Below are 23,910 nucleotides of genomic sequence, written 5' to 3' on the forward strand. Positions count from 1 at the left end.
CCGTCGGCAGCGCGCGGCGGCACTCAGCCTGCCAGACGTTCAGGGCGCCGAGCAGCATGCCGGCCCGGCCGTTGTCGATCGTCTCGATGGAGGCCGTGTACCTGATGTCACACAGCCTTTCCATCATTGCTGTTGTCGCGAGCACATGCGGCGCCCCCGGAGCAACCAGCGCCTTCCGCGGCACAGCCGCCGGGGAGCCGTCGGTGCGTGACAGGCCGGTTGAGGATCCACCCGGCAACAGAAGACTCCCGGGCGGCGGCACCGGACGCCATACGCGGGGGCTTCGCCGTCAGCCCCTCACCCCGAGATGCCACACCTCGGCCACACCGGTCCTGAATGGCGGAATGCACGCTTTCGGGACACGGCGGGTAATGGTAAGAACGTGCCCTGGGCAACGATCATGATCATGCGACGGGGGATGCATGAGTTCACCCGACGGCTCCGCCGAGCCGCTGTTCTCCGAGGTGCCGAAGCCGTCGCAGGTCCCAGTGACAGTGCTGTCCCCCATGATGGCGACAGGCCCTGCGGTGACGCCCAAGCAGATCCTCGCGCATCACTCGCCGACTCAGTTCGAGGAGTTCGTCTACGAGTGGCTGCTGGCGCTGAAGGAGGAGGAATACGTGGACGTGATGCAGCTGGGCGGCGCCCACGACGGCGGCGCCGATGTCGCCGCGTTCCTCACGGCGCACCGGACGGACGACCGGTGGCACTGCTATCAGTGCAAGCACTACGGGAAGGCGCTCACCCCGGCCATTGCCTATGTAGAGATACTGAAGATCATCGCAGTGGTGGCCGGCGGCAAGTACCGCACTCTGCCCGAGCGTTACGTCTTCGTGGCACCCAGGATCGGCGCCTCACTCACGCAACTGCTGGCCAAGCCCGCGGAGCTGAAGGAGTCGTTCCTCGACTGGGTCGCCAAGGGTGCCGACCGGCTGACCGCGGAGTACGGCGCAGATCCGCTCGGAGCGGCGCTGGAGCTGGCCCGGGAGACGGACTTCGCCCGCTTCGAGGCGGCCAATCTCGACCGGATCCTCGAGCAGCACGCCACCACGCCGTATCACGTGCGCAGGTTCGGCACGCGGCTGCCGGACCGCGAGGCCCGTCAGGCGCCCCCGCCGGAGCACACACCGGTGGAAACCCGGTACATCCAAAAGCTCCTGGACGTCTACCAGGAGAAGTGGGGCTGTGACCCCGGAGCGATGGGGCAGGTGCGCGCGCATTCCAAGGCGGGCTCTCACCTGCAGCACCAGCGGGAAGCCTTCTACTGCGCCGAGCAACTACGGGTGTTCGCCCGTGACAGCGTGCCGGAGGGCACCTTCGAATCGCTGCAGAAGAACGTCTACGACGGTGTCGTCAACGTGACCTGGCGGGACTTCGCCACCGGATTCGACCGGCTCAACGCGGTGCAGGACGCGGCACGCGACATGCAGCTGGGAACGAACGTCCTGGTCCACGTGGTGGAGCCCATTGACCGCATGGGCATCTGTCACCAGCTCGCCAACGACGACCGGCTGACCTGGGTCGAGGAGGAGACGTGAGAGCGCTCAACAGCCCGCTGGAGGTCGGTGTGCGCGCTCTGGTGCTGCTCGCAGCCTCCTTTCCCCGGCCGCTGGACCTGGCTCAACTGGTGTATCTGGATTACGCGATGCTGCACAGCGGCGAGATGGACGGGCCGCCCAGTGTGCACCCGTCACTGCCGGCCGGCCCGGGCGAACTGGCCATGAAGCGCCAACTGCTCGAGCAGGGACTGGTGGTGCTGATGCGCGCGGGGCTGGCCGACGTGCAGGCGGACGACAGCGGGCTGATGTACCGGGCGAGCGAGGAAGGCCCGGGCTTCCTCGACTTGCTCGAGGCCCCATATGTCGGAGCCCTGCGGGAGCGGGCGCAGTGGGCGCTGGCCTTCCATCACCGCGTCCCGGCGGACAGCCGTGCCGCCACGGACGACATCACACAGCGGTGGATGGAGACGTTCGAGAGCCGTCTGCCGCGCCAGGGAGGCGATGATGACTGAGCTGCGCCTGCTGCATCTGACCTACGCCGGCATGGGCCGCGAGACGGCCCGCGTGGACTTCGACCCCCGCCTGACGATCGTCTACGGCGCCTCGGACACCGGCAAGTCGTTCGTCACCGAGTCGATTGACTACATGCTCGGCGCCCGCAAGCTGAACCTCATCCCCGAGGCCGAAGGCTACTCGCAGATCCTGCTGGGCATCGCCTTGCCCGACGCATCGGTCATCACCCTGATGCGAGCGCCTCAGTCCGGGCGGGTCAGCGTCTTCGAGGACGATATCCGCGACCTCGTCTACCGGTCGCCGGACCTGGTGCTCTCCGCCCAGCACAGCCCCCGGACCACCAAGAACCTCTCCCGCTACCTGATGGAGCGTATCGGGCTCGACGGCTCGCTGCTGGCCACCAACGACTCCGGTGGCACCAAACTCGCCGGCTTCCGGGACCTGCTACACCTGTGCCTGATCAGCGAGACCCGCATGGTCTCGAAGGTCTCCCCCGTCCTGCGCACCTCGGGCACCAGCGGCCAGACCGCGCACAAGTCGGCCCTCAAGCTCCTGCTCACCGGGGCGGGCGAGCAGCCCTCGCCCAGCCGCCTCAACCAGGCACAGCGCCGCGTCCACAAAGGCAAGATCAGCCTGCTGGACGACCTAATCCTCGGACTGCAGCGCCAACTGGCCTCACGCGAGGCCAACCAGAGTCAGCTGCAGCAACAGCTGCGGCGGCTGCTGGAACATCAAGAAAACCGCGCCGAGTCGCTGCGGAACGTCACCCGCCGTCACGCGCAGGCGGCCTCCGACCGCGCGACCCTGTCCGTGGCGCTGGCCCGCTACGCGCAGCGCCTGGCAGAGACCGATGACCTGCTGGGCCGGTTCGAGCTGCTGCGCGCCCAGTACGAGTCCGACCTGGCCCGCCTGGGCATGGTCAGCGAGGCCGGCAGCCTGCTCGGCTACTTCCGCAGCGGCCCGTGCGTGTTCTGCGGCGCAGAGCCCCACCACCAGCAAGCCGGTCACGACTCCATGGAAACCACCGCCCTGCACCAGGCCGTCACCGCTGAAAGCACCAAGACCCGCACGCTCCTGGCCGACCTGCTGCTCACCATCGACGACCTGCGCTCTCAGCGTGAGTACGTGGCCGAAGACCAGGCCGCGCAAGCCGCCTTGGCCGAGCAGGCGGACGCCGAGATCACCCGCATCGAACGCGAGGAACTCAACCCCCTGCAGGACGAGGTGGCCGAGGTGATGGCCGCCCGCTCCCGCCTGGAGAACGAACTCGGCCTGCACGCACGGATCGAGGAGCTGGAAGACGTCAGAGCGCAACTGGTCTCCGAAGAGGCCCAGCCGGGTGGGCAGCCCAGCCGCGGCATCCCGCCCGCCACGCTGACCGGCTTCGATCGCACCGTCGAGCGGACGCTGGATGCCTGGCAGGTACGGCGGGAGGAGGAGGTGACCTACGACCAGTACACGGCGGAGCTGTATGTGGGCGACCGGTCCCGTTCCGGCCACGGCAAGGGCATGCGTGCCGTCCTGCACGCCGCCTTCACCACAGCTCTGGCCGACTACTGCCTGGAGCAACGGCGCAGCCATCCCGGCTTCATTGTGCTGGACTCCCCCCTGGTCACCTTCCGGGAACCCGGGGTGCGGGAGGCGGATCTGCGCCAGAGCGTGCCCCGGCACTTCTACCGGCATCTGCTCAACGCCTTCCACGGCCAGGCCATCGTCGTGGAGAACACCGACCCGCCGTCGGACATCCTCGATCAGGCGCAGGTCTACATGTTCAGCCGCGAGGCCCACGGCCAGCGCTTCGGATTCTTCCCTCTCACGTCTTCGTCCTTGCCGACGCAGTAATCGGATACAGCAGCGTCAGCGACTCCGCCGACGTACTGGTGGTGAAGGCGGTGTCCACCTCTCGCCGGGGCCGGCGCCCGGGCTGCCGGAAACAGGTGTGGCGCATAGCGTCACCCAGCAGCCCCAGTCCGGTGCCATGCACAGCCCGTTCGCCGATACCCCGCCAGACGGTCACCTGCCGCGTGCACGCCACCGGTAGAACAACCTCAGACCCGGTCCCGCCCCGAGATGAAGCGGTACGCCGACGAGCAGGGTCCCGACGTCGACGGCCTGCCCAGGCCGCAGCACGTTGAAGCCCTGCCGTGTGTAGTACGGCCCCAGATCGCGCCCGGTGTCGAACTCGCCGAACAGCAACGTGTAATCCAGTTGCCCGTACAACTGCACGCACCGCTTCAGCAGCGCGGCTCCGATCCCACACCCGCGGGCGTCCTCGGACACCGCGACCGCCTTGATCTTCGCGTACGCCAGCATCGACATCAGGATCTGCTGCCGAGACACCGGCAACCGGGATAACCCGGAAACGACCGTGCCGGACGGGACACCCAGCAGCGCCCCGATCACCTGCCCGTCGCCGTCCCGAGCAACCAACAGCAGGGACAACTCCGCTGCCGCAGACTGGAGTTCACCGGCCATCGTCGCCCGTACGAGCGGCTCGCCCAAGTCAGCGCCCGCGAGGGCATCCAGCAGCCACGTCCCGCACCGCCCCCGGGCGAGCGCTTCGAGATGACCGGTCTCCAGGTCGTCGGCGGCCGCCTTCAACAAGGCGGTCACCGCGCTGGCCTCCTCCGGCGCAGCGAACCCGATCCGCACCCCGTCCGGTCCGGGCACACCATCCAGCATCTGCCGCCGCGTCAGCCAGACCAGCCCCGCCGAAGATCCCGTCTCCGTCTTGGTCTTCTTCTTCGCCATCCCCGAGAACTACCCCCCGCCTCGCCGCCGGACCCGGTGACCGGGCTCGCCACCGCCCACGCAGCTCGGACAGCGAGTTCGGCAGGCAGGCGCTATCGACCTGCCTGTCCAGCGCGTAGACGACCCACTCCCAGTCCGCACCCTTGCTTCTCTCCGGCACTCGGCCACAGACACGATCCACCAGACCAATCCCTGACCAGCGCAAACCTAGCTACCCGGACCACGCAGCCGTGCAGAAATCCCGCGCCGATCACTACATCCCGAGACGATCAGCCCAGGGCCTCTTCAGATCCCTGCGTGCAGCGTGGTCGCAGGATCGGGTTCCAGGCGAACCAGTCCAGGTTCTCGGCGCCCAGTTCCCACGGCGACTCCAGCAGCAGTTCCCGGGTTACCTCAAGGTCCGCGGTGACGGCAGCTGGCGCCGGGCCGATCCGGGTCATCCAGTCGCCCTCCGCACGCCAGAACTCCTCGTCCTCGCCACGCAGGCGGCACGCCGCTGCTTCCACGCAGACAGGCCATCTCGGCATCCCGTAGTGGTCGTCGCGGGCCCCGAACCAAGGTGCGCTGGCGAAGACGAGGAAGTCGTCCGGCGACAGCCTCTGCTCGAAGTGCGCGAGCAGGTCGATGCGCTGTTTCGCGTGCTTCTTGATGTCTCCGAGGAATCCCCAGCCGAAGTCCGTCAGGGTTCCCGCACATCCCGGCCAGACCTGGTCCCGGTCCAGGACCAGGTCCTCCAGCTCGTAGAGACGGAACTGGTCGTCGGAGCCCAGAACGTCGAAGGCCTGCCGGGCGAGCCAGGTGTTGCGGGCGAACATCGTCCCGTCGTGCAATGCCTTGCGCCGACTGGTCGACCGTGAGGCATGCGCGTTCTCGATCGGGCCGTTGCGCCACACGGACCGGACCAGCCCGTAAGCGGCTGCCCACCGCAGTCCGTCCTGCGTCTTGAAGAAGCCCAACTCCGTCAGACGCAGCCGTGCCCGCCCCAGCGCGTCCTGGATGTCCCCGTCCGTCGGCTGCTGCTCCCCCACGATGCCCCGCTCCCCTGCGTCGGTGTGCCTTCCCATCTGCGCTGCAGCGCCCGCAGGAAGAGTCAGATCGTACGCGGCGCCACTGACACCTCGCTGCCGTCTTCCACGACGTTCACAGCGTCCACCGGACCGCTCCGAGAGAGGCCGGGCCGCTGGAAGTCCGCGCTGAGCGCGTGCAGTTCAGCGCGACGGGCGAGCATGAGTTCCTCCGGCTGCCGCAGGGCGGTGTCCAGGAGCCAGACCCCGCGGCGGAACTGCTGGAAGCCGATGCTCTCCCACAGCGCGGCGATCTTCTTCTTCGCCTGGCGGCGGGACGCCTCGGTGACCTGCTCGCGGTCCTCGGGGTATTCGCCCATGGCCGGGTACGCCGCCACCGCACAACAGCCGCCGGACAGGCGGCGGATCGTCTCGGCCACCAGGATCGGTCCCAGCCCGAAGCCCCTCCATGCCCTGTCGAGATGGACACGGTCGAGGATCAGCAGATCACCGACAGGATGGGTGACGGCCTTCTCGAACGCGGCACTGTAGCCCGCGCGTCCAGACCGACCGAGAACGGCTGCGGCAATGACCTCGAGATCACCGGACTCGGCATCCGCCGCCTCCCACCCACTGTCACCGGTGTCATCACGCAGCCGCCACAGGATCACATGCCCGACCTCGGTGCCCGCAGCCGGAGCACGGCTTCCCTCGCCCTCCTCGTCCTCCCACTCCTCGTCACCCGCCATCCCATAGGTGACCTTGACATACCAGGACTCCAGAGTGTCCTCGAAGTCGTAGGGCACCGCGGGATGCCCGTGACCGTAGTGCAGATGCAACCGGGCGGGATCGCCCGGGAGTTCACCGACCAGGCGCTTGGGCCTCGCTGACGTCATGTCCACAGCCTAGGAGCGGGCACTGACACCCCACCGGGAAACGGTACGACGGGCACCTTGCCAGGGTCCTCCTCCTGATCATGGATACGCAGAGATCAACCTCCTTGCACGACGCCAGCCAACCAGCTTGTCACCCCCGACCACGCCCGCAGCCGCGCTCTTGGCCCACCTCACTCCCCCACGCCACCACACCACCGCTGACCAGCTCAGACTCGCTCCGCCTGATCCACCCGGCAGTAGAAAATCCTTCGACGATCACTAGATTCCGGAACGATCACTAAACTCGCACCTCAGAGGGCTCTTTGACTCCTGGACCTCCACGGAAACCCCAGCTCAGATCAAGACCGCACGACGACCAGGAATCCCGCAACGATCACTAGATCCGCAGCTCAACGCACCACTCATGCAGTGATCCTTCGTGGATTTGTCACCGGTGCCCGTCGCCGCTACATACAGTCCACGGGTTCCAGGGCGGCGCAGCTGCTTGAGCGCCCGCTGCACTGTCTCGACCTGGTCCGGGAACAACGGCCGCTTGTCCTGGCCGTTGGGTCGGGGAGCTTCGACCGCCGTCATACAGGGCTACCTCGACAAGAGGGGAGGATCAGGGGAGCGGCTTTGGTGCGTGAGCCGCCCGGCGCATCCTCCCAAATGCGCCGGCCCAGCCGCGCCATCGGTGCGTATGGCAGTTCCCTTGCCCACGGTGTCCGATACCTCATGACGCGGCGCCGACGCCGTCTGCGCGATGTGCATCCCCCCTGACCATACTAAGTTCGAACGTCCTTCGAAGTGCGCCCCACAGAGGCGGTGGCGAGCCCGCCGCCGCCCCGCAGCGGGCTGTCACCCATGGGTGCCGACGCCTTGCGGATAGAGCTCCAGGAGGCCGGCTGCGGCGCTGCCCTCGACCAGCGCCGCGTCGGGTGGAGAGGAACCGTTGCGACGGGCGAGGTCGTAAGCCACGATCCCCATGTAGATGGCCGCCAGCAGGGCGATGAGCAGAAGAGGGATCTGGAAGACACCGGGTCTCCTCCGTCTACGGGCTCACCGGTCAGGCGACGAGGTACTGGAGCGCTCAGCCAAGGAACCGGCCGAGGGTTGGTTCCTTCGAGTCGAAACAAGGCGCAGGCTGCCTTCCAGGGATGCCTGGCAGCCCTCGGTCAGTGGGTGGAGTGGGAAGGTGCGGGTCAGCCGGTCCGGCGCGGCCACACAGAGGAGATCACGGTCGAGGGCGAGACGGACCGGTAGCCGTCCGGCTCGGCGTATGGATCACCAACACCAAAACCGGTCGCCACAAACTCACCGACAACCGATACACAGCGCACCGACACACAGCGCACCGCACTTCGCGAACTCGGCGTGCGATGGGCGTAACGCCACGGTCGGCAGGCAGTCGGCTCTGAAAGGGCGCGGTCGGCGACCCCGACCACCGAGCTCACCCCGTCACCGCCCGGCGGTGAGGCGTTGTAGACGTCGGCCTTGGCAGGGTAGAGGGAAAAGGTCACGTCACCCCGCGAGACTTCGTGACCATGGATGACCGGCTGTCGATAAGGTTATGTCCTTTGTCGATAACGGGGGTTGGTTGATGCCGGGCAAGCAGCGTCGAATCAGCGGGGTGGCGGCAGCGGCTGCCTTCGGGATCCTGGCTCTGGCGGCCGGCTGTGGCAGCACGCCCGCCGTTGGAAGGCACGAGGCCAAGCCGACAGGCTCCAGGGCGACAACTCCCGGATCGCCCTCGGCCTCGGTTTCCCCTGCAGACCTCAAACCCGTCCGAGGCAAGCAGTTGCGTACCTATCTGCTGACCGCTGATGACTTGGGACCGGGATATACGCAGACCGAGACCCCCGATGATGAGAAGGCCGCCGATCCTCACCGGTACGACGACATGGGTGTGAGTGGCTGTCCCGCTTTGGAGGAGTTGGGCAAACACAGCGACGAAGTGCAGTTCGCGGCGAAGACCTCCGCCGGCTTCACGTTCGGCGCGGATTCGACGCTGGGCGAGGAACTACACAGCGATGCGCCGTCCAAACTGTCAGCAGGGTTGCGCAGGCTCGTGCATGCTCAGACGTCCTGCCCCGCCTACACCATGACCTCTGGCAGCACCCCTCTCACCGTGACCGTGCGCAAGGGCGACGCGCCCGTCCCTGGGCCAGATGCCTACGCCTACACGACCACGCTCACCGGCCCAGGAGGGTCGCAGGTGCTGAAGACGGCCGCTGTGCGCCGCGGCAACGTACTGGTGATACTCGCGGGCGCGCCCGCCCTGGTCGACCGGCATATCGAAGCGGCCATCGCCAAGCTTCCGGCCGGCTGAGTCAGGGCTTCGCGAGTTCTGCCGGCAGCATTGTTGTGGGCTCGTGCGCGGCGTGATTGGTGGCCCAGGCTTCACCACAAGGGCTGTTGTACTGCATCGCAGCCGACAAGTCCGTGTCTTGGCTACTTCGTTCTGGAGCTGGAGCGCAGCTGGCCTTCTGCATCGACACGGCTACATTCCTGCGGCTGATTGCGTCTTGGCGCGGCGGCCGAGTACTCGCGTCGGTCGAGTACTCGCTTCGGCCGCACGCGCGACCGATAGTTCTGGGGGAGGATCAACCCATGCGTATACAGGCAGCCCTGGTGGAGTCCGTTGGTGGCCCCTTCACCGTTCACGACGTCGACATCGAGGAGCCGCGGCCGGATGAGATCCTGGTGCGGATTACTGCGGCTGGCATCTGCCACACCGACCTCAGCACCCGGCAGATCTGGCCCCAGCCGCGCTTGCCCATGGTCTTCGGTCATGAAGGTGCCGGTGTGGTCGAGGCTGTCGGTGCCGACGTGACCACCGTTGCCGCCGGCGACACCGTATGCCTGAGCTATCGCAGCTGCGGTGCGTGCGGAAATTGCGCGTCGGCCCAGTCCGCGTACTGCGAGGCAGGTATCACCGCCCTCAACGCGACCGGCACCCGCACCGACGGGAGCACCCCCCTCTCCCGTGATGGCGAACTGGTCTTCGGCAACTTCTTCGGCCAGAGCTCCTTCGCCTCGTACGCGATCGCCTACGAGAGCAACTGCGTCAAGATCCCCGCCGACCTCGACCCTGTTCTTGCCGCCCCGCTCGGGTGTGGGGTGCAGACCGGTGCCGGCACGGTCCTCAACGTTCTGCAGCCGGCTGCAGGTTCGTCGCTCGTTGTGTTCGGCGCCGGCAGTGTGGGGCTGAGCGCGGTCATGGCTGCGGTGTCCGAGGGTTGCTCGGTGGTCGCGGTTGATCCGGTCGCGTCCCGCCGTGCGGTAGCGCGAGACCTCGGCGCCGTCGCAGCACTCGACCCGACGGACTGTGACGATGTGGCGGTAGCGGTTCGGGACATCACCTCCGGCGGCCCGCACCACGCCATCGACACCACGGGCCAGCCGATCGTGATCTCCCAGGCCATCGCGGCCCTGCGGCACCGCGGGGCGCTGGCGCTGGTCGGAATCGGCAAGTCGGCCGAGTTCGACATCATGACGGTGATGAGGCAGGGGATTCAGGTGCGCGGCGTGATCGAGGGGGACGCGGTTCCCCAGGAGTTCATCCCCCGCCTCATCACGCTCCACGAGCAGGGCAGGCTCCCTCTGGAGAAGTTGATCAGCCCGTACCCGTTCAGTCAGATTGAGGCGGCCGCACAGGCAGCAGTAGCCGGTGAGGTCATCAAGCCCGTCCTCACCTTCGTCTGACCGCTCGCCGATGTTGCGCGGGGCGGACCGGCGTAGTCGGTCCGCCCCGCGTTGTGTGGAGAACGCCTTGCCCGCTTCAGGAGTGCGCGGTGTGGGGCTGCCCCGAGCTGCCTGCAGCTTCTGCCTTCGACGGCCGGGCCTGGCGGGCCGAGCGGGCCGAGCGGGCCGAGAAGGAGAGCCGCCTGTCGGGCCCTGGGTCTGATGCTGTGTGCAGGGCCGGACCCTCGGGTCGGAGACCGGGATGGCCGGTCCGATCGAAACCGACGCGATCCAGCAGGCGGGCCGAAGCGTGGAACGGGCGCCGGACGGTGGTGCGGGCATGGCGTTGGACCGGGTCGGGTGTTCCCGCTCTGATCGCAGCGATGCTCGGGTGCGGCGAGCACGGGCGGTGCGCCCCGTACTCCTTCGGCGCGTGGGCGGGGGCCCGCATCCGGTGAGCTGCTGACGCCTCGCGTCAGCGGTCGATCGGGAGCGCCCTGTCCAGGCCGCTGTCGCGCAGGATCTGCTGGATGGTGTCGTCCAGGGTGCTGGCGGCGTCGATGACGGTCTCCAGGGTGTCGTCCAGCAGGTCGTTCTCCCGGTACCAGTCGCGCAGGTGGTCCTCGGTGACGTGCTTGAGGTATTCGGCATCGGGTTTCGTCGCGTGGCGGAGCACCGTCTGGCTGTAGGGCACGTTGAGGTAGTAGCAGGGCGAGACGTCGCAGTGGGCGCGCACCAGGTCCTGGAGCATCGTGCCGTAGCGGTCGGCGTTCAGGATGCCTTCCACGGCGACGTGGAAGCCGTTGTCCAGGGCGTAGCGGGTGGTGAGATCGATCAGGCCGATGTTCACAGCCCCGGGCCGGTCGCGTTCGCGCAGGACGGTCCGTCGCAGGTTGTCCTGGCCGACGATCGCGAGGTTGCGGCCGAACTTCTTGCGCAGGCCGGCTGCGATGGACGACTTCCCCGAGGCGCTGTTGCCGCGGATCACGATGAGGCGTGTGTCTTGAAGTTCCACCACGCCCGGCACGATAGCGGCGGCCACTGACATGGCCTGCTCTCGGTGGGCTGCGGAGTATGGAGGGCTTGTCTCAGTCGCTCGGTGTCGGTTCTGCGCTCAGCTGGATGCGGGTCTGGTGGAAGTGTTCCCAGTTCATGACCAGGCGGAAGCGCTGATGCGTCTCCAGCCGTTCGGTGTCGGCCTGGTCCTGTCCTCGATGCGCCTGGGCGTCACCGGCCTCAACGAGTTCCGTTAGGGCGATGCGGACGTCGTCGGCATCGCGGCCGGTGGCAGCCGCCAGGCGGTCCAGGGAGGTGAGTACCTCCTGCGGTTCGCCCAGGTCATCGACCAGGTGCTTGATGAGCGCGTTGACGAGGGGGGCGGTGTGCGTCGTCCAGCGGATCCAGTCGAGTCGTTGGGTGAGGTCGGCGTCCAGCGGCAGCAGGTCCTCAGGCAGCGGCAGTGCGGCGGGCATGGACCATCGGGTGCCGTCCGGTGTCTGCTCACGGTGCGCCAGGCCCCACGTCAGGTAGAGCTCGGACAGGTCCCGCACGGTCGTGGGCACTGGGTAGCCGGCGGCTGTGAGCATGGCGCCGAACGTCTCCCAGCGGTTTGCCTCGTATGCTTCGCGCCCTTCCGGCGCTTCGGTGTAGTCCCATTCCTCGTCGGGCCACGAGAAGGTGAGCGCGCCGTCGAGGTCGCCGCCGATCATGTCCCAGTGGCCTTCGAAGATCTCCTGCAGGAGGTCGTCCAGGGAGCCGGTGAAGTCAGAATGACTCGCCGTCCCGATCAGCATCGTCAGCGGGAAGCCCTGGCGAGGTAGGACGTGGTCCCAGCCCGAAGCCCACCAGTCGTTGTGCATCGCCATGTCCCGGCGCGGTCCGGGCACGGACGGGTTGTCAGTCATCGGGTGAACTCTTCCTCGAAAGGTGGCCGAAAGCTCGCAGCGTACGCGCTGTGGTGCGTGGAGCGTTCCTACCCCGGACCGGGGTCGCGCAGTGGGTTGCGGTGGCCGCAGTCCAGCGCTTCGCGGTCTTGGGGGGTTCTCGAATCGGGCGCCGGGGACGCCGAAGGAGCCGTCGATGCGGAAGCCGCCGCAGTTCTGGCACGGGGTGGCATGGAAGGGCTGGTCGCAGTGCAGGCAGTCGCCGTCCGCGCTGTTCTGGTCGAGGCGGGTAACTCGGGTGTCGGCGCTGCCACATCGCACGCAGAATGCTTCGTCGGTCTGCATGGTTCTGGTGTACAGCAGATTCGCGATGACGTTCCCCCTGCTTCGGTCCGGCGCCGCCGGGGGCGGGGGCGGCGGTCCGCCTGGTTTCAGCAGCGTGGGCAGCGGGCCGAGCGCGCCGCCGAGGCCGCGGAGCACTGCAGCGTGACCGAGCTGGTGGCAGCGCCGGCCGGGCCTGGCAGGCTCGCTCCGGCCCGGTCCGTCGGGGGTTCCGGCACCTCCGCCCTCACCTCATCTGCCCGGCGTGTGCAGACAAACCCTCACGGCCCGGCCCGGGACGGCCCTCGGCTCGAAGAACAGGCGACCTGCACCCCGCTATGACGTGGGCGAGACCGTCAAACGCCCCGAGAGCATCACCGAACGCGACCAGCTCAGACGTTGAACACAGCGTCAGAATGGAACGACCGGCCAGCCCGGCTTCTCGCAGTCGAAGCAGTGCCCTGCCCATGCGCTCCCCAACCGAGGCGCCGTCGGCCCGCATCCCGCCGTTCAACGGCCCACCAGAGGCGGCGAAAGTCCAAACCGTGGCTTTATCGAGCAGTAGTGGTTCTGGCACAGCTTCTGTGGTCGGTCACGGTACGTGTTGGCCGTAGTCGCTCAGCAGTGGTCCGCTGATGGCCAGGTCTATGTCGAGCTTGGCAACCAAGTCCATGGCGAGGGACGGAACGTGGCAAGCGGCCCACTGCCTAGTGAGAGAGAGGAAGCTGCGTAGTCCGTCTTGCACGGTATGCAGGATCCCGGCCAGGTCATCCATCGGGATCTCGATGGGATGCTCAGACGGAGCCTCTGCCTGGTCTCCGCCGTCGGGCCACAGCCAGACCACCGGGTCGGCATGCTCGATCCTTGGTGAGGGATCGTGGCCGAGCCACGGAGTATCCCCATTCGTGACGTCGAGCCACTCGCGCCAGTCCTCCAGGCCGGAACAGCATCCCGGCCTCACCGTGACGCCGATTTCGGTGTGTTGGATACGCAGACCGCCTGGTGCGATGACTTTCTCCGCTTCCAGCAGGCGACGAATCTGTTCGTCGGCATCTCTCACTGGACGGTCGTCGTCGGGTGTCTGGGAGTTGTAGTCGGCCAGGGTCGCCAGTGCAGTACCGACTTCGGGGGTGGACATGCGGTGAGACAGAGCCAGGATCCGGTAGGGAGGCAGGTCAGCCACCGGCCAAAGAGAGAAGTCAGAGGTGTCCACGGTTTCCAGTACGGCATCCACGATCAGCACTGCTTCAGTGTCGCGTCCCGCGGCCCAGGCTGTCTGGCTATTTCTGGCGGGGATCACGGCGCTAGGAGTACGCGTTTGCGGAGGAGGTCGAAGCCAGCACGTCCGAACATCTGCCGCTTGAGCATCTTGATCCGGTTGACGTGTCCTTCGACGACCCCCGAGTTCCATGGCAGGGTCAGCCCGGCAATATCGGCGTCGCGGTCGCGGTTGGTGCCGGCGGCGAGGGTGCGGAGGCTCGGCAGGTCGTCTTGCCGGACGGCGTCGAGCCAGTCCGGCAGGCGCTCGCCCTGGCGGTCGGTGAGCATGGCTGCGAAGGAACGGACGTGGCGGGTGAGGGCGTCGAGTTCGGGGCAGTGAGTCCGGACGGCCTTGAGCTGGAGCTGCTCGGATTCGGTGAGGGTGTCCGGGTGCCGGAGGATCCATCCGGCGACGGCTCGAGGCGAGGGAGGCCGGACCGTCACAGGCCGGGGTGAGGTGCGCTTGTCGTGCAGGTAGGCGCGAACGCGCTGGTAGCTGCCCTTGTAGCCGAGCGGCACGATCTCCTCCCACAGCTTCCACGCGTTGGTGCAGCCCTCACTCCAGCGGTTGTCCAGGTAGGGCTTGTAGTTGTCGAGGGCCGAGGGCCGGTTCTGCCACTGACCGGTGAACAGTTTCTCCGGCGTCGCGACGTCGGCGACTGCTTGACGGTTCGCCAGGTCATTCCGAGTTGCCGCTGGACTGAACGTCGGCTATGTCCTGCCTTCAGTAGGGCGTGAACGGCGGTGTGCCGGGCCCGTGTCCGGTCGGCGAACCGGTGTCCTTGTGGCCAAGGTGACGTGGACGGGTCCGCGGCCGGAACGGCCTCGGGTTCGGGTTGAGGCGCTGCGGGCGATCGGCGGCACGTCGGGGAGAGGTGCGGTGGTCGCCGGCGTGGGCGTTGAGCCGCTGGAGGTGAGGGCGGGGTCCGTATCGGGCAGCACGCACAGCCCGGCCGCCACGTGCTCGTGCGCCAACTTAGCGGCGGCCGTGGCGGTCAGCTCGGGGACGTATCGCAGGATCGCTTCCCGGTGCCGGGGACTCACGCAGGAGAACTGGCCGGCATCGGCCCGTTCCTCCGGGCCCGGGGAAGGCACCAGGAAGTGCGGCAGCCAGCCGCGGGCGATCGCGTCGCAGCGCCCGACCATGAGGGGCACGTCCGCCACGCGGCACGGCATCATGATCCGGACGCCAAACCGTCTGCGATCGCATCGGACAGCGCGCCGGCGGTGGAGTCGGTCGTGCTGAGCACCAGCGTCACCTGGCAGTCGGCGTGAGAACGACATGGGCATTCGTCACTCATGTCAGCAACAAGCAAGCACTATCCGTCAGTGCCGACTACCAGGTCACTGGGGCTGCACCACTGACATTCAGGTGACGTTTGCACCACTGACACTCTCCCGCAGACCATCACAGCCGAAGCTCGGCGCCTCGATCAGCAACCCACGCTCCCGAGCCGCCACACTGACCCCACAGCGAGTGGAGCAACTGTCCAAGATCGGCATGCGCTGGGCATAGCGGCGTACGGGGCGGGTGGCGCGCTGGTCACGACCTCCCCGCGCGCCCAGACCGATCGGCGAGTCGGCCCGGGACGACCGGGGAGTGCCGGCGAACCAGTCCCCACGGTTCCGCTCACCGGAGCTCGGGTCGCACGTCGCCCGGCCGCCGGTGCCGAACTGCCCCAGCTCGGTGGAGAGCGCGACGCCCATGGTCGACTTCGTCCCGCGTCCAGCCCGTGATGTCGAGCAGCAGGCTCTCCAGTGGCCCGCCGACAGTTCGACGTGGTCCCGGTCCCGCCGCGGACCCCAGTGGTCATGGTGGGCGCCTCAGGGCCTGTCCGGTGGATCAGGCCCATGGCCTCAGCGCTGCACGCGCTCCAGCCAGTGCGCGGCATGGGCCTGGTGGACGTGGGCGAGGACGTCGAACGCGGCGGTGAGGGAGGCGACGCGCAGATAGGCTTCCGCGTCCTGCGCCGGGTCGTACACCCCGCTGATGACCCGCATCTTCGCCGGGCCCGCCCAGCGGCGGTGTACGTCTTCCCCGTGCTCCGCGTCCCCCTCGTGCTCCCCGCGCAGATCCAGCCAGTGCGCGGGCGTGTCCGCCCGGCCGAGCTCGGCGTCCAGGAAGTCCGCCGGCGGCTCCGGGACGGTGACGACCCCCAGGTCCCCGTGGTGGAAGCCGATCGCCACCGCGACATACGCCGCCCCGTAGCGGGCGCGCAGCTCGCTGCCGACGCTGGGCATCAGGGCGTCGTCGGAGACCATCCCGAGGCGGAACGGAGCTGCTGAGGTGTGTGCGATGCCGTCCCAGAAGACCATGCGCAGGCCCGTTAGACGCTGGTGTCCGGCCAGCACGTCGGCCGCCGCGTCGTCCTGGCCGCCGAAGCTGCCCCGCCCGGCGACGCTCTGCTCGTGGAAGTCCACGATCAGACGCATCCGCGCCAGCACGGCCTCGCTCCCCTTCGCCGTCGGCAGGGACGTGAGCAGCGCGAGCGCATCCCGCGCGTGCTCGGCGAACGGGCGTCCCGGGTGGGCCCCTTGGGCACGCTGGACGTGCTCGTCGAGGTCGTGCGCGGTCCTGATCGGCTCCAGGTGCGCGGTCAGCTCCGGCAGCCGGTCCGGGGCGACGGCGCGGACGTGGCCGAGCACGGCGTCGTAGTCCTCGTGCTGCACCTGCGCAGGCTTCGTGCCGACGATGTGGACCGGGTCGTCCGGGTGGTCGCGGTTGAACGCCCGGATCCAGCGGAGCGCCGCTGCCGTCTCCGCAGTGCGCCACGGGCGCCACGAGGCGTCGAGCGCGCTCTCGGCGGAGCCCTCGCCGGTGCGTACGTAGCGGTCCAGGCGGTCGACGGCCCCGGTGTGGTCCTGCAGCGCGAGGAGGCGGAAGCCGTGCTGGGTGACCAAGCGGCGCAACAGCTGGTCCTGGAGGCCGGAGACCTCGCGGGAGAAGCGGGTGGACCCGCCGATGCCGACGATCGTGGCGCCGGTGGCGATCCGGGCGGCGAGTGCGTCGAGGGAGTCGGTGGAGAAGGGCAGCGCAAAAGCGGGGGCGATGTCGTGGTTCATGCCCTGCACTCTCATACGTCAAGTTGAGTTGAGGTCAAGCGCAGTGGCCGCCGCCTCGCTGGCCGGCGGTCTTGCCGATCCGCTTGCCCGTACCGGCGATGCCGATGGACGCAAGCGCGAACGGCGCCAGCTGCGCAGGCTCGAAGCGGAAGTCCGCTCCCGCGTACGGGATGCCGCGAGCCATGCCTGTGCTGCGAACGCCATCCGCTCCGGACCGCCGACCACCGGCTCGTCCGAGAGGTCGACAACGAGATCAGCCCCGCAGGCGAAGACGGCGTCCGCGACGCTCCCGGTCAGCAGCGGCAGGCCGAAGTCCGGTGTCTCCCGCAGCTCCTCGGTCCCCCTACGAGCAGGGCGCCAGCCACCCGCCAGGCAGCGTGTACAGGGCTTCGCGGACCACATCGGGACAGTGCTCCCCATCGACCATGGCCAGCGCCCGCTCCCCTCCCAGCGGTGACGTCAGCTGCCCTGGTCGACGCACCGATGGTCCCAATCCCCGCCGACATCCTGCTCCCGAACCACAGACGCACCCCTGGCGCGGCTGCCGGGCGGCCGGCCGAGGACCGCAACTCAAGCGCGGCGTGTCTTTCCGGATCATCGTCACACCACCGCTCGTCGGCGGCGAAGTTGCCGACACCGAGCGCTCACGCCGTCATGCTCAAGCGCCCAAGGGCCAGCGCGGGCTCTCGATCCCGTTCATCGGCGCAGTGTCACACGGCATGGCGGACCCAGCCATCTGGCGCCGCAGGTGCCGCCATGGCACGGAAAGCGGCCGACGCACTGGAGGTGCCGCAGTCGACGCCCGCGGGCGCTTCACTGAGCGAACCGCGCCCAGTGCCTTGGGCTGCGCACCATGTGCCGCTGGCGATTCCCTGCCCCCGCCCTGGTTGCAGCGATGCCCCGGGCGGGGCGGACGTCACTGTGTGCGGCAGAGGTAGCGGATCTGGCTCGGACCACGACCGGTTACGCCGGCGACGGCGGCGGCCGTGCAACCGACGGTGGCAAGGACCCAGACGTCGTAGTGCGGCGGCGAGGCGCGGTCCATCCTGATCCTGCGGGTTTCCTTCGTGGGCGGCTTGCCACACGGGGCGCAGGTCGGCGCGGCGGCCGTGCACGGCGAAGACGAGGCGGGCCACGACAGGCCCGTCGGGATGTGGCTGCCTTGAGGGTGCGCGCGAGGACGCTGATGGTGACGGTGTCGTGCATGGCGTGGCGCAGGCCCAGAGGGTCGTGCATGGCGTGGCGCAGGCCCAGAGGCGGGACGGTTGGCGCCGAGGCAGATGCCGCGGAGGCTGCGTGCAAGGCGCCGGATCCGAGGCCGCGGCGGGGCCGGTCATGTCAGGCCACCGCGGGTGATCGACGTGAGGGTGTTCACGTGCCGCGGGCACCTCGCGTGGCGTGAACTGCCGCAGGAGTTCTTGCCGCGGCAGACGGTGTTCCACCCCTTCGCACGGTGGCTCGTGACGGCATAGCGGGCGCCCGCAGGCGAGCCGTCCGACACACCTCGGGTCTCCCGCGACGGACTGACGTCAAGGTCCATCTCGCCGCGGACGGCCGCCGCCGCCCCTCAGCAGTCCCGGCAAGCTCATCGGCTGAGCACAACGACCTGCCGACGTCAGCCTCGCAGGTGACAACACGCCTGCCTATGCGACAACCAGCGTGCTTCGACTCAGTCCCGATGCCAGCAGCCCCCACCCATTCCATCGGCCAGAAGTCCAGCTCAACGTAGTCTCAGAAGTCCAGCTCAACGTAGTCAATGTCGGTGAACTCCACCAGCAGGCCGTCGGCGCGACGGCCGCGGTCCTTGAAGTAGATCTCCTGCAGTCCCTCAGCGGCGATGCTCCGCAGTTGCTGCTCGGTGGCGCCGAGCGCCTGGGCGTCGAACAGCCGCGCGGCATAGGCCGGTGGAAGGTGCTGGGTGATCAGCCGGATCCGCCCGTCATCCGTCGTTCCCGGGGCTGCGGTGAACCCGAACCGCGCCCGGGCCTCGAGGGTGATGCCGTCGGTGGACGCCGCACGCAGCTGGGCCCTTTGGCGCACACGTGGTTGCCACCGTTTGCGGACCTCGCGCTCCATACGGGCGGCGAGTTCGCGGCGGGGCCGACGGATCTGATCCTTGACATACCGCTCCACCGTGCGCTGAGAGATACCCAGCAGCTGAGCCACGGCCTTGGTGGAACCCTTGTGCTGCTTGACCAGATACCGCATCTGCGCGCCCGCGCTCTTGGGAATCGCGCGGGTGGCGGTGGCGGCCGAGGCCCTTTCGATACTGTCGCCGAGAATGCCCATGTCGGTCTTCTACTCTCCATCGAGCGCGGCGTCGCGGCCTTTGATATGACGGGCGGGGTTGTGGCCCTCGTCGAGCATCTGCACCGCCCACAGCAGCTCCCGGGTGCCCTCGTGCTTGACCATGCCGGGACTGACGCCGAGCCGGAAGCTGCCAGGGGCCGGCCTGCCGTCGATGGTGTGCGGCAGGAAGTCCAGAGGGCCGGGGCCATCGGAGAGGTAAACAGCGCAGTCCGACAGCAGCGCGATAGGGATCAGCGCATCCTGATCGAGCCTCAGGCTCCCCGTCGGCGCCGGAGCCTGCTGCACCGCCAGAGCGGTTTTGAGGACCTTACGATGCATATTGACACGAGCGGCAGAGATGACAGCAGCACGGATGTCAGGCCGCCACGTCGGCCGCTCCAACGCCGGCCACGACTCACCGAACTTATGGCGGATGCTCTTGGGCCGCTCACGCAACTTGCCGATGCCGCCCTTGACCGTCGACTTGATCGCGGACAACACCGCGGCGAGGGCCGGGTCGGCGGCCTTATGCCACTCCATCGCTTCGAGGAACTGCTCCTCGGACAGGCCGGAGGTGACGCCGAGGTCGGCCATCGTGGCCTTGTACGCCTCGCTCAGGCGCTTGTACCAGGGATCCAGATACGGACCGCACTCGGTGCGCAGCCACGCTTCCAACGGCCGGATCTGCGCCGGGAGGCGGTAGGTGTCGATGAGCTCCTGGGCGTAGGCGACGGTCGGCGTCGCATACCAGGCCGGGCCGTCGGGCCGGACGCCCTGCGGGGTGAAGGGGTTGGGCAGACGCGGGTCGAGCTCGATGCCGGACAGGTCCACCAGCCACGAGCCGGGCACCTTCTTGTCGAACGCGGGCGCCTTGACGTGCACCGGGCCGGACAGGCCGACGACGAGACGGTTGGCGGCGGCGAGGAAGGCGGTGTTGACGTCGATGCCCACCGCGAAGCCCCGCCGGCACTCGGCGTCGGTGAGCAACTGCGGGTCACGGATCCACTCATACGCCTCCTCGTCCAACACCTCGACGGAGGTGCGCTGATGACCGCGGGGGTAGAGGGCGGCGGCGACCGGGTGTTCGTCCGGCGCCTCCACCGGAGCCGGGTCGACCGCCTCGGTCAGCGAGCCAGGCATCGGGCCGGACACCCAGCTGCCGGACTCAGCGTCCCTGACAGCCCGCGTCGGCGGCCGCAGCGCCGTCATCGCCTCCAACCCGGACACGGCCGTGGAGCCGCGCGGGGTGATGACCCTGGCGGCGTAAGTACCCAGCACACGCGCGATCTCCGCGGGCTCCAACTGATCGGTGCTCCCCCATGAACGCGCATCAAGCGCACCCCACGACAGGACCGCAAGCTGCACACACTGCCGGCGGCCACCTGATGCAGGCCGATAGATACGGGCCCACGGACCGAAACCGCGCCGGTGTGCCAAAGACGCTCATGTCGCCGCCGGTGGCGGCCAGAAACTCGGCGCCGAGGATGATGCCCAGACCGGGCATGCTGGTGATCACATCGAAGGTGCGGTGCTCGCGAAATCGGGCCTCAATGGCCTTGTCGAGCTCGGCCACCTGCTGGTTGAGGGCCATCACCTCCTTTGCCAGCGTGTGCACCAGCTGGGCGGTGAGCTTCTCTCCGGGGAGGCTGGTGTGCTGGCGCTCGGCGGCCTGGACGGCGGTCTCAGCGAGCCGGTCGGCGCGAAGGACCTTGCGGTTGCGCAGCCAGGTCTCCAGCCGCTTGGTGCCGATCCGGCGGATAGTGGCCGGCGTCTGGTAGCCGGTCAGCAGGATGAGCGGACCGGTGTTGGTGAGGTCGAGGGCCCGTTCCAGGCCGGGGAAGATGCCGGCCATCTGGGCACGGAGCCGGTTGACCGTGCGAGTGCGGTCTGCGACCAGATCCATGCGGCGGCCCGTGAGGATCTTCAGGTCGACGACGGCGTCGTCGCCGGCGCGTAATGGGCGCAGGTCGCGACGGACGCGGACCTGGTCGGCGATGACCGCGGCGTCCTTGGCATCGGTCTTGCCCTCGCCGCGGTACCCCTCGGAGGCACGGTGGATGGCCCGGCCGGAGATGTAGTGCACCGTCTGGTCGTGGTTAAGGAGGAGCGCGATGGCCAGGGCGGCTCCGCCGTCGGCCAGGTCGATACCCCAGGTCACCTCGTCACCCAACGCCAGGACATCGGCGAGGAGTTCGAGCAGTTCGGGCTCGTCGTTGACGACGCGCCGCGACAGCAGCCGACGGCCGCTCTCGTCGATCACGACGCAGTGGTGGTGGGCCTTGCCTGCGTCGATGCCGGCCCAGATCGCGGCCATGTGATGCCTCCGTGCGGTGTGCTGCTGGTTCCTCCCACGGACGACCTCGCTGTCGATTCCCTACGGAGCGATCATTCGCAATTCCTAATTGGCAGCCGAGTCGTCGTGGGGCGCCGGGCGGCCAATCACTGCGAGCCACAAGCGGCAGAAGGTTGAAAGCCACACCCGGCGCCCCTGGGTGGGTGAACCATACGAAGGGCTCACCGCCTCCCGCAGGACAACGTAGGGAAGGTTGAGTGGCTGTCCGGGGAGGCCGTAAGGGGTCCCGTGCCCGGCGACTGCGATCTGGAATTCTTCGACGAGAGCAAGAGCCGATCCGTCTGCCCCAGTACTGTGGCTTCGCATGACCGACTCCGAGATCGAGATCACTGCGGACCTGGTTCACGACCTACTGCAGGAGCAGCATCCGGACCTTGCAGGACTGGCCATCCGCGAAGTAGCGGGCGGATGGGACAACCGGCAGTGGCGCCTTGGGGACAAGTTGGCCGTGCGCATGCCGCGTACAGAACGTGCCCCGGATCTCCAGCGCAAGGAGTGCCGATGGCTGCCCGTCCTGGCCCCGCGCCTGCCGCTCCCGATTCCGAACCCTGTCCGGATCGGTGAACCGTCCACGCGCTTCCCGAGGCCCTGGACCATCATGACGTGGGTTCCTGGCGAGCCGCTGGACTACACCTCGATCAGCCGCGGCGACCACGCGGCTGACACGCTGGCGGGCTTCCTCAGGGCGCTGCATATGGAGGCGCCCGCCGAGGCGCCGACCAGTTCGGACCGCGGCGCTCACCCCAAGAAGTGCACGGACGGCTTCGAGCATTTCTTTCAAGCCGTTGTCCCCAGCGGCATTGCCGACGAGGTCCGGGCCGTCTGGAATGATGCCGTTGCGGCCCCCGAGTGGGAGGGCCCGCAGGTATGGGTGCACGGTGACCTTCATCCCGCAAATGTCGTCGTCTCGGACGGGACGCTCTCAGGTGTGATCGACTTCGGTGACATGTTCGCCGGCGATCCGGCGTGGGATCTCGCGGCCGCATGGGTGGTCCTTCCCGCGGGCGCCGCCTCACGGTTCTTCGACGTATACGCGCATGCGGACGAGGCGACGATCCAGCGCGCCCGCGGACTGGCTGCTCTGAAAAGCCTGTTCCTCATGCTCATGGGCCAGAACGGAGACCGGGGCCTTCCCGGCGGCAAGCCGACATGGGGACCCGCAGGCCGGGCAGCGCTCGACCGTGTTCTGAGATGCGGTGTGACGCAGACACGGTAAACACTCAGCGAGGGCTGGTGCTGATGCAGTTGAGCAACTACGGGACTATGCGCGACCGGGCTTGTTCTACGCCGCCGAGGACCTTGTGGAGGAGTCCTCAAAGGACCGGTCCAATCTTCGGGCGGCAGCCAAGGCTCTCTACATCAGATCAGCACTGCGGGCTATCGCTCATGGGCGGTGCACGCGCGGCTCGTCGGATGCCTTGCCGAGGAAACCGCTAGCCACCACCGAAGAGGAGGCACGCTGGTGGGCCCAAGTACAGCAGGAGTACGCGACTATCCGCCCTCCCCGGCAAGTAGAAGAACTTCTGGGGCGGTCATCCCAGGGCCAGTGGCCCTACCAGGTCTGCTGTGAGGCTGCCGATCAGACCTCGCACCGGATCGCACTCGGACCTCACTGGTGAATCGGCCTGAGAATGTAGTGGCCCAGTTGAGCGGTCCGGCCTGTCAGGCGCTGACTGCGTCTCCGCGACCGTCAATGACCGGCGGCAATGCCCGGACACGCTCGTGCAATTCATCGACTCCGGCTGCCGAGGTGGCAGCGAGGGCTGTGTCGAGTCGGACCAGCCGGGCGCGGGAGGTTGAGCGCAGTCTGGCAGCCGGCACTCGCTCGAGTACATCAAGGGCGCGCTGGACGGCGTCTGTCAGCCGGAGTGCGGCCTCGGCTTGTGCAAGCGCCAGCGTGCCAGCCGCCCAGCTTGGTTGCACGGCGGAGCCACACCTGGTGCGGAGGGTGTGGCAGGCAGCGCGCTGTCCCTGAACGGCACCGACGGCTACGCAACCACCGACATCCCGGTCGTGGACACCTCCCGTGGCTTCTCCGTCTCGGCCTGGGTCCGCCCGAGCCAGGTCCCCGACCATGCGGCGATCGTCGCCAAAAACAACGGCGCAGTCGAATGCCCACCCTGAGCACCCCGGCTACAACCTTGGAAACAACCTCCACCCCTCAAACAAGGCAACAGCCCGCAAACTCACAAATCGGTGGCTGTAGCCGTCACCCCAACTGCGTGTGAATGGCTCCCGCCAGCACTGCCGATAGCCGGGCAGCGGCACGAGCGGCGGTAGGAGCGGCAGGACAGCGGCAGCGTCCGGCCTGCGGCGGACGGAGATCGCATGAGCTGTGCGCGGGTGGTCAGCCGTCTCCATGCACCCGCACGGCCCCTCTTCGATGGCGGTCGTCGGCAGTCAGCAGAAGACTGC

Annotated in this window: 17 protein-coding genes and 4 pseudogenes; 9 read left to right on the forward strand and 12 right to left on the reverse strand. The window is 68.2% G+C overall.

Annotated features, from left to right (window positions below; all coding sequences use genetic code 11):
• Positions 1-422 precede the first annotated feature (422 nt).
• Genes ACZ4NB_RS33235 through ACZ4NB_RS33245 form a run of 3 tightly spaced genes read left to right on the forward strand, consistent with a single transcriptional unit; the run spans position 423 to position 3,854 of the window.
• Positions 423-1,538: an ABC-three component system protein gene (locus ACZ4NB_RS33235; protein ID WP_467666753.1), complete on the forward strand. Its 1,116-nt coding sequence runs from the start codon at positions 423-425 to the stop codon at positions 1,536-1,538.
• Positions 1,535-2,011 carry an ABC-three component system middle component 2 gene (locus ACZ4NB_RS33240; RefSeq protein WP_467666754.1) on the forward strand — a complete coding sequence of 159 codons (477 nt, stop codon included), beginning with the start codon at positions 1,535-1,537 and terminating at the stop codon, positions 2,009-2,011. The genes ACZ4NB_RS33235 and ACZ4NB_RS33240 overlap by 4 nt, the downstream gene beginning before the upstream one ends.
• Complete coding sequence (locus tag ACZ4NB_RS33245; protein ID WP_467666755.1) at positions 2,004-3,854, forward strand: hypothetical protein; 1,851 nt, start codon at positions 2,004-2,006, stop codon at positions 3,852-3,854. Before ACZ4NB_RS33240 ends, ACZ4NB_RS33245 begins: the two co-directional genes overlap by 8 nt.
• 171 nt (positions 3,855-4,025) lie before the next feature.
• Here the strand turns inward: ACZ4NB_RS33245 and ACZ4NB_RS33250 are convergent, their stop codons facing one another.
• The 3 genes from ACZ4NB_RS33250 to ACZ4NB_RS33260 all read right to left on the reverse strand — a co-directional run bounded on the left by ACZ4NB_RS33250 (position 4,026) and on the right by ACZ4NB_RS33260 (position 6,663).
• Positions 4,026-4,763, reverse strand: a complete 738-nt coding sequence (locus ACZ4NB_RS33250) for a GNAT family N-acetyltransferase (RefSeq protein WP_467666756.1) — start codon at positions 4,761-4,763, stop codon at positions 4,026-4,028.
• Positions 4,764-5,032: 269 nt separating this feature from the next.
• Positions 5,033-5,791: a hypothetical protein gene (locus ACZ4NB_RS33255; RefSeq protein ID WP_467666757.1), complete on the reverse strand. Its 759-nt coding sequence runs from the start codon at positions 5,789-5,791 to the stop codon at positions 5,033-5,035.
• Positions 5,792-5,853: 62 nt separating this feature from the next.
• The gene (locus ACZ4NB_RS33260) at positions 5,854-6,663 is read right to left on the reverse strand and encodes a hypothetical protein (RefSeq protein ID WP_467666758.1); all 810 of its coding nucleotides are present in this window, start codon (positions 6,661-6,663) and stop codon (positions 5,854-5,856) included.
• 1,549 nt (positions 6,664-8,212) lie between these two features.
• Between ACZ4NB_RS33260 and ACZ4NB_RS33265 the strand changes: the two genes are divergently transcribed.
• Together ACZ4NB_RS33265 and ACZ4NB_RS33270 are read left to right on the forward strand one after the other, a co-directional pair.
• On the forward strand, positions 8,213-8,971 hold the full coding sequence (locus ACZ4NB_RS33265) for a hypothetical protein (RefSeq protein ID WP_467666759.1): 759 nt from the start codon (positions 8,213-8,215) through the stop codon (positions 8,969-8,971).
• Positions 8,972-9,252: 281 nt separating this feature from the next.
• Positions 9,253-10,347: an NAD(P)-dependent alcohol dehydrogenase gene (locus tag ACZ4NB_RS33270; RefSeq protein ID WP_467666760.1), complete on the forward strand. Its 1,095-nt coding sequence runs from the start codon at positions 9,253-9,255 to the stop codon at positions 10,345-10,347.
• 454 nt (positions 10,348-10,801) lie between these two features.
• Here the strand turns inward: ACZ4NB_RS33270 and ACZ4NB_RS33275 are convergent, their stop codons facing one another.
• Positions 10,802-11,374 carry a P-loop NTPase family protein gene (locus tag ACZ4NB_RS33275; protein WP_467666761.1) on the reverse strand — a complete coding sequence of 191 codons (573 nt, stop codon included), beginning with the start codon at positions 11,372-11,374 and terminating at the stop codon, positions 10,802-10,804.
• A 40-nt stretch (positions 11,375-11,414) separates the two neighbouring features.
• Positions 11,415-12,230 carry a DUF6042 family protein gene (locus tag ACZ4NB_RS33280; protein ID WP_467666762.1) on the reverse strand — a complete coding sequence of 272 codons (816 nt, stop codon included), beginning with the start codon at positions 12,228-12,230 and terminating at the stop codon, positions 11,415-11,417.
• A gap of 486 nt (positions 12,231-12,716) precedes the next feature.
• Between ACZ4NB_RS33280 and ACZ4NB_RS33285 the strand changes: the two are divergent.
• Positions 12,717-12,933: pseudogene (locus tag ACZ4NB_RS33285) on the forward strand (NF041680 family putative transposase); the annotation flags it as partial.
• 189 nt (positions 12,934-13,122) lie between these two features.
• Here the strand turns inward: ACZ4NB_RS33285 and ACZ4NB_RS33290 are convergent.
• The 7 genes and pseudogenes from ACZ4NB_RS33290 to ACZ4NB_RS33320 all read right to left on the reverse strand — a co-directional run.
• A complete protein-coding gene (locus tag ACZ4NB_RS33290) occupies positions 13,123-13,773 on the reverse strand; it encodes a hypothetical protein (protein ID WP_467666763.1) in 651 nt (216 codons plus the stop codon).
• Positions 13,774-13,826: 53 nt separating this feature from the next.
• Entirely contained in the window at positions 13,827-14,309 is a 483-nt protein-coding gene (locus ACZ4NB_RS33295) for an ISL3 family transposase (RefSeq protein ID WP_467666764.1), read from the reverse strand.
• Positions 14,310-15,647: 1,338 nt separating this feature from the next.
• The gene (locus tag ACZ4NB_RS33300; RefSeq protein ID WP_467666765.1) at positions 15,648-16,853 is read right to left on the reverse strand and encodes an erythromycin esterase family protein; all 1,206 of its coding nucleotides are present in this window, start codon (positions 16,851-16,853) and stop codon (positions 15,648-15,650) included.
• A 34-nt stretch (positions 16,854-16,887) separates the two neighbouring features.
• A complete protein-coding gene (locus ACZ4NB_RS33305; RefSeq protein ID WP_467666766.1) occupies positions 16,888-17,037 on the reverse strand; it encodes a hypothetical protein in 150 nt (49 codons plus the stop codon).
• Between the two features lie 1,547 nt (positions 17,038-18,584).
• Positions 18,585-19,142: a telomere-protecting terminal protein Tpg gene (gene tpg / locus ACZ4NB_RS33310; RefSeq protein WP_467666767.1), complete on the reverse strand. Its 558-nt coding sequence runs from the start codon at positions 19,140-19,142 to the stop codon at positions 18,585-18,587.
• A 9-nt stretch (positions 19,143-19,151) separates the two neighbouring features.
• Positions 19,152-20,570: pseudogene (gene tap / locus ACZ4NB_RS33315) on the reverse strand (telomere-associated protein Tap); the annotation flags it as partial.
• A pseudogene (locus ACZ4NB_RS33320) lies at positions 20,548-21,456 on the reverse strand (IS110 family RNA-guided transposase); the annotation flags it as partial. The pseudogenes ACZ4NB_RS33320 and tap, both read right to left, overlap by 23 nt.
• Positions 21,457-21,799: 343 nt before the next feature.
• Here ACZ4NB_RS33320 and ACZ4NB_RS33325 point away from each other — a divergent pair.
• The 3 genes and pseudogenes from ACZ4NB_RS33325 to ACZ4NB_RS33335 all read left to right on the forward strand — a co-directional run bounded on the left by ACZ4NB_RS33325 (position 21,800) and on the right by ACZ4NB_RS33335 (position 23,619).
• Positions 21,800-22,711: an aminoglycoside phosphotransferase family protein gene (locus ACZ4NB_RS33325; protein ID WP_467666768.1), complete on the forward strand. Its 912-nt coding sequence runs from the start codon at positions 21,800-21,802 to the stop codon at positions 22,709-22,711.
• Positions 22,712-22,745: 34 nt separating this feature from the next.
• Positions 22,746-23,114: pseudogene (locus ACZ4NB_RS33330) on the forward strand (DUF6545 domain-containing protein); the annotation flags it as partial.
• Between the two features lie 331 nt (positions 23,115-23,445).
• Positions 23,446-23,619 (forward strand): hypothetical protein, encoded by a 174-nt coding sequence (locus tag ACZ4NB_RS33335; RefSeq protein ID WP_467666769.1) that lies wholly within the window; start codon positions 23,446-23,448, stop codon positions 23,617-23,619.
• Positions 23,620-23,910 lie beyond the last annotated feature (291 nt).

The sequence above is a fragment of the Streptomyces sp. NPDC026575 genome, from assembly GCF_055567415.1.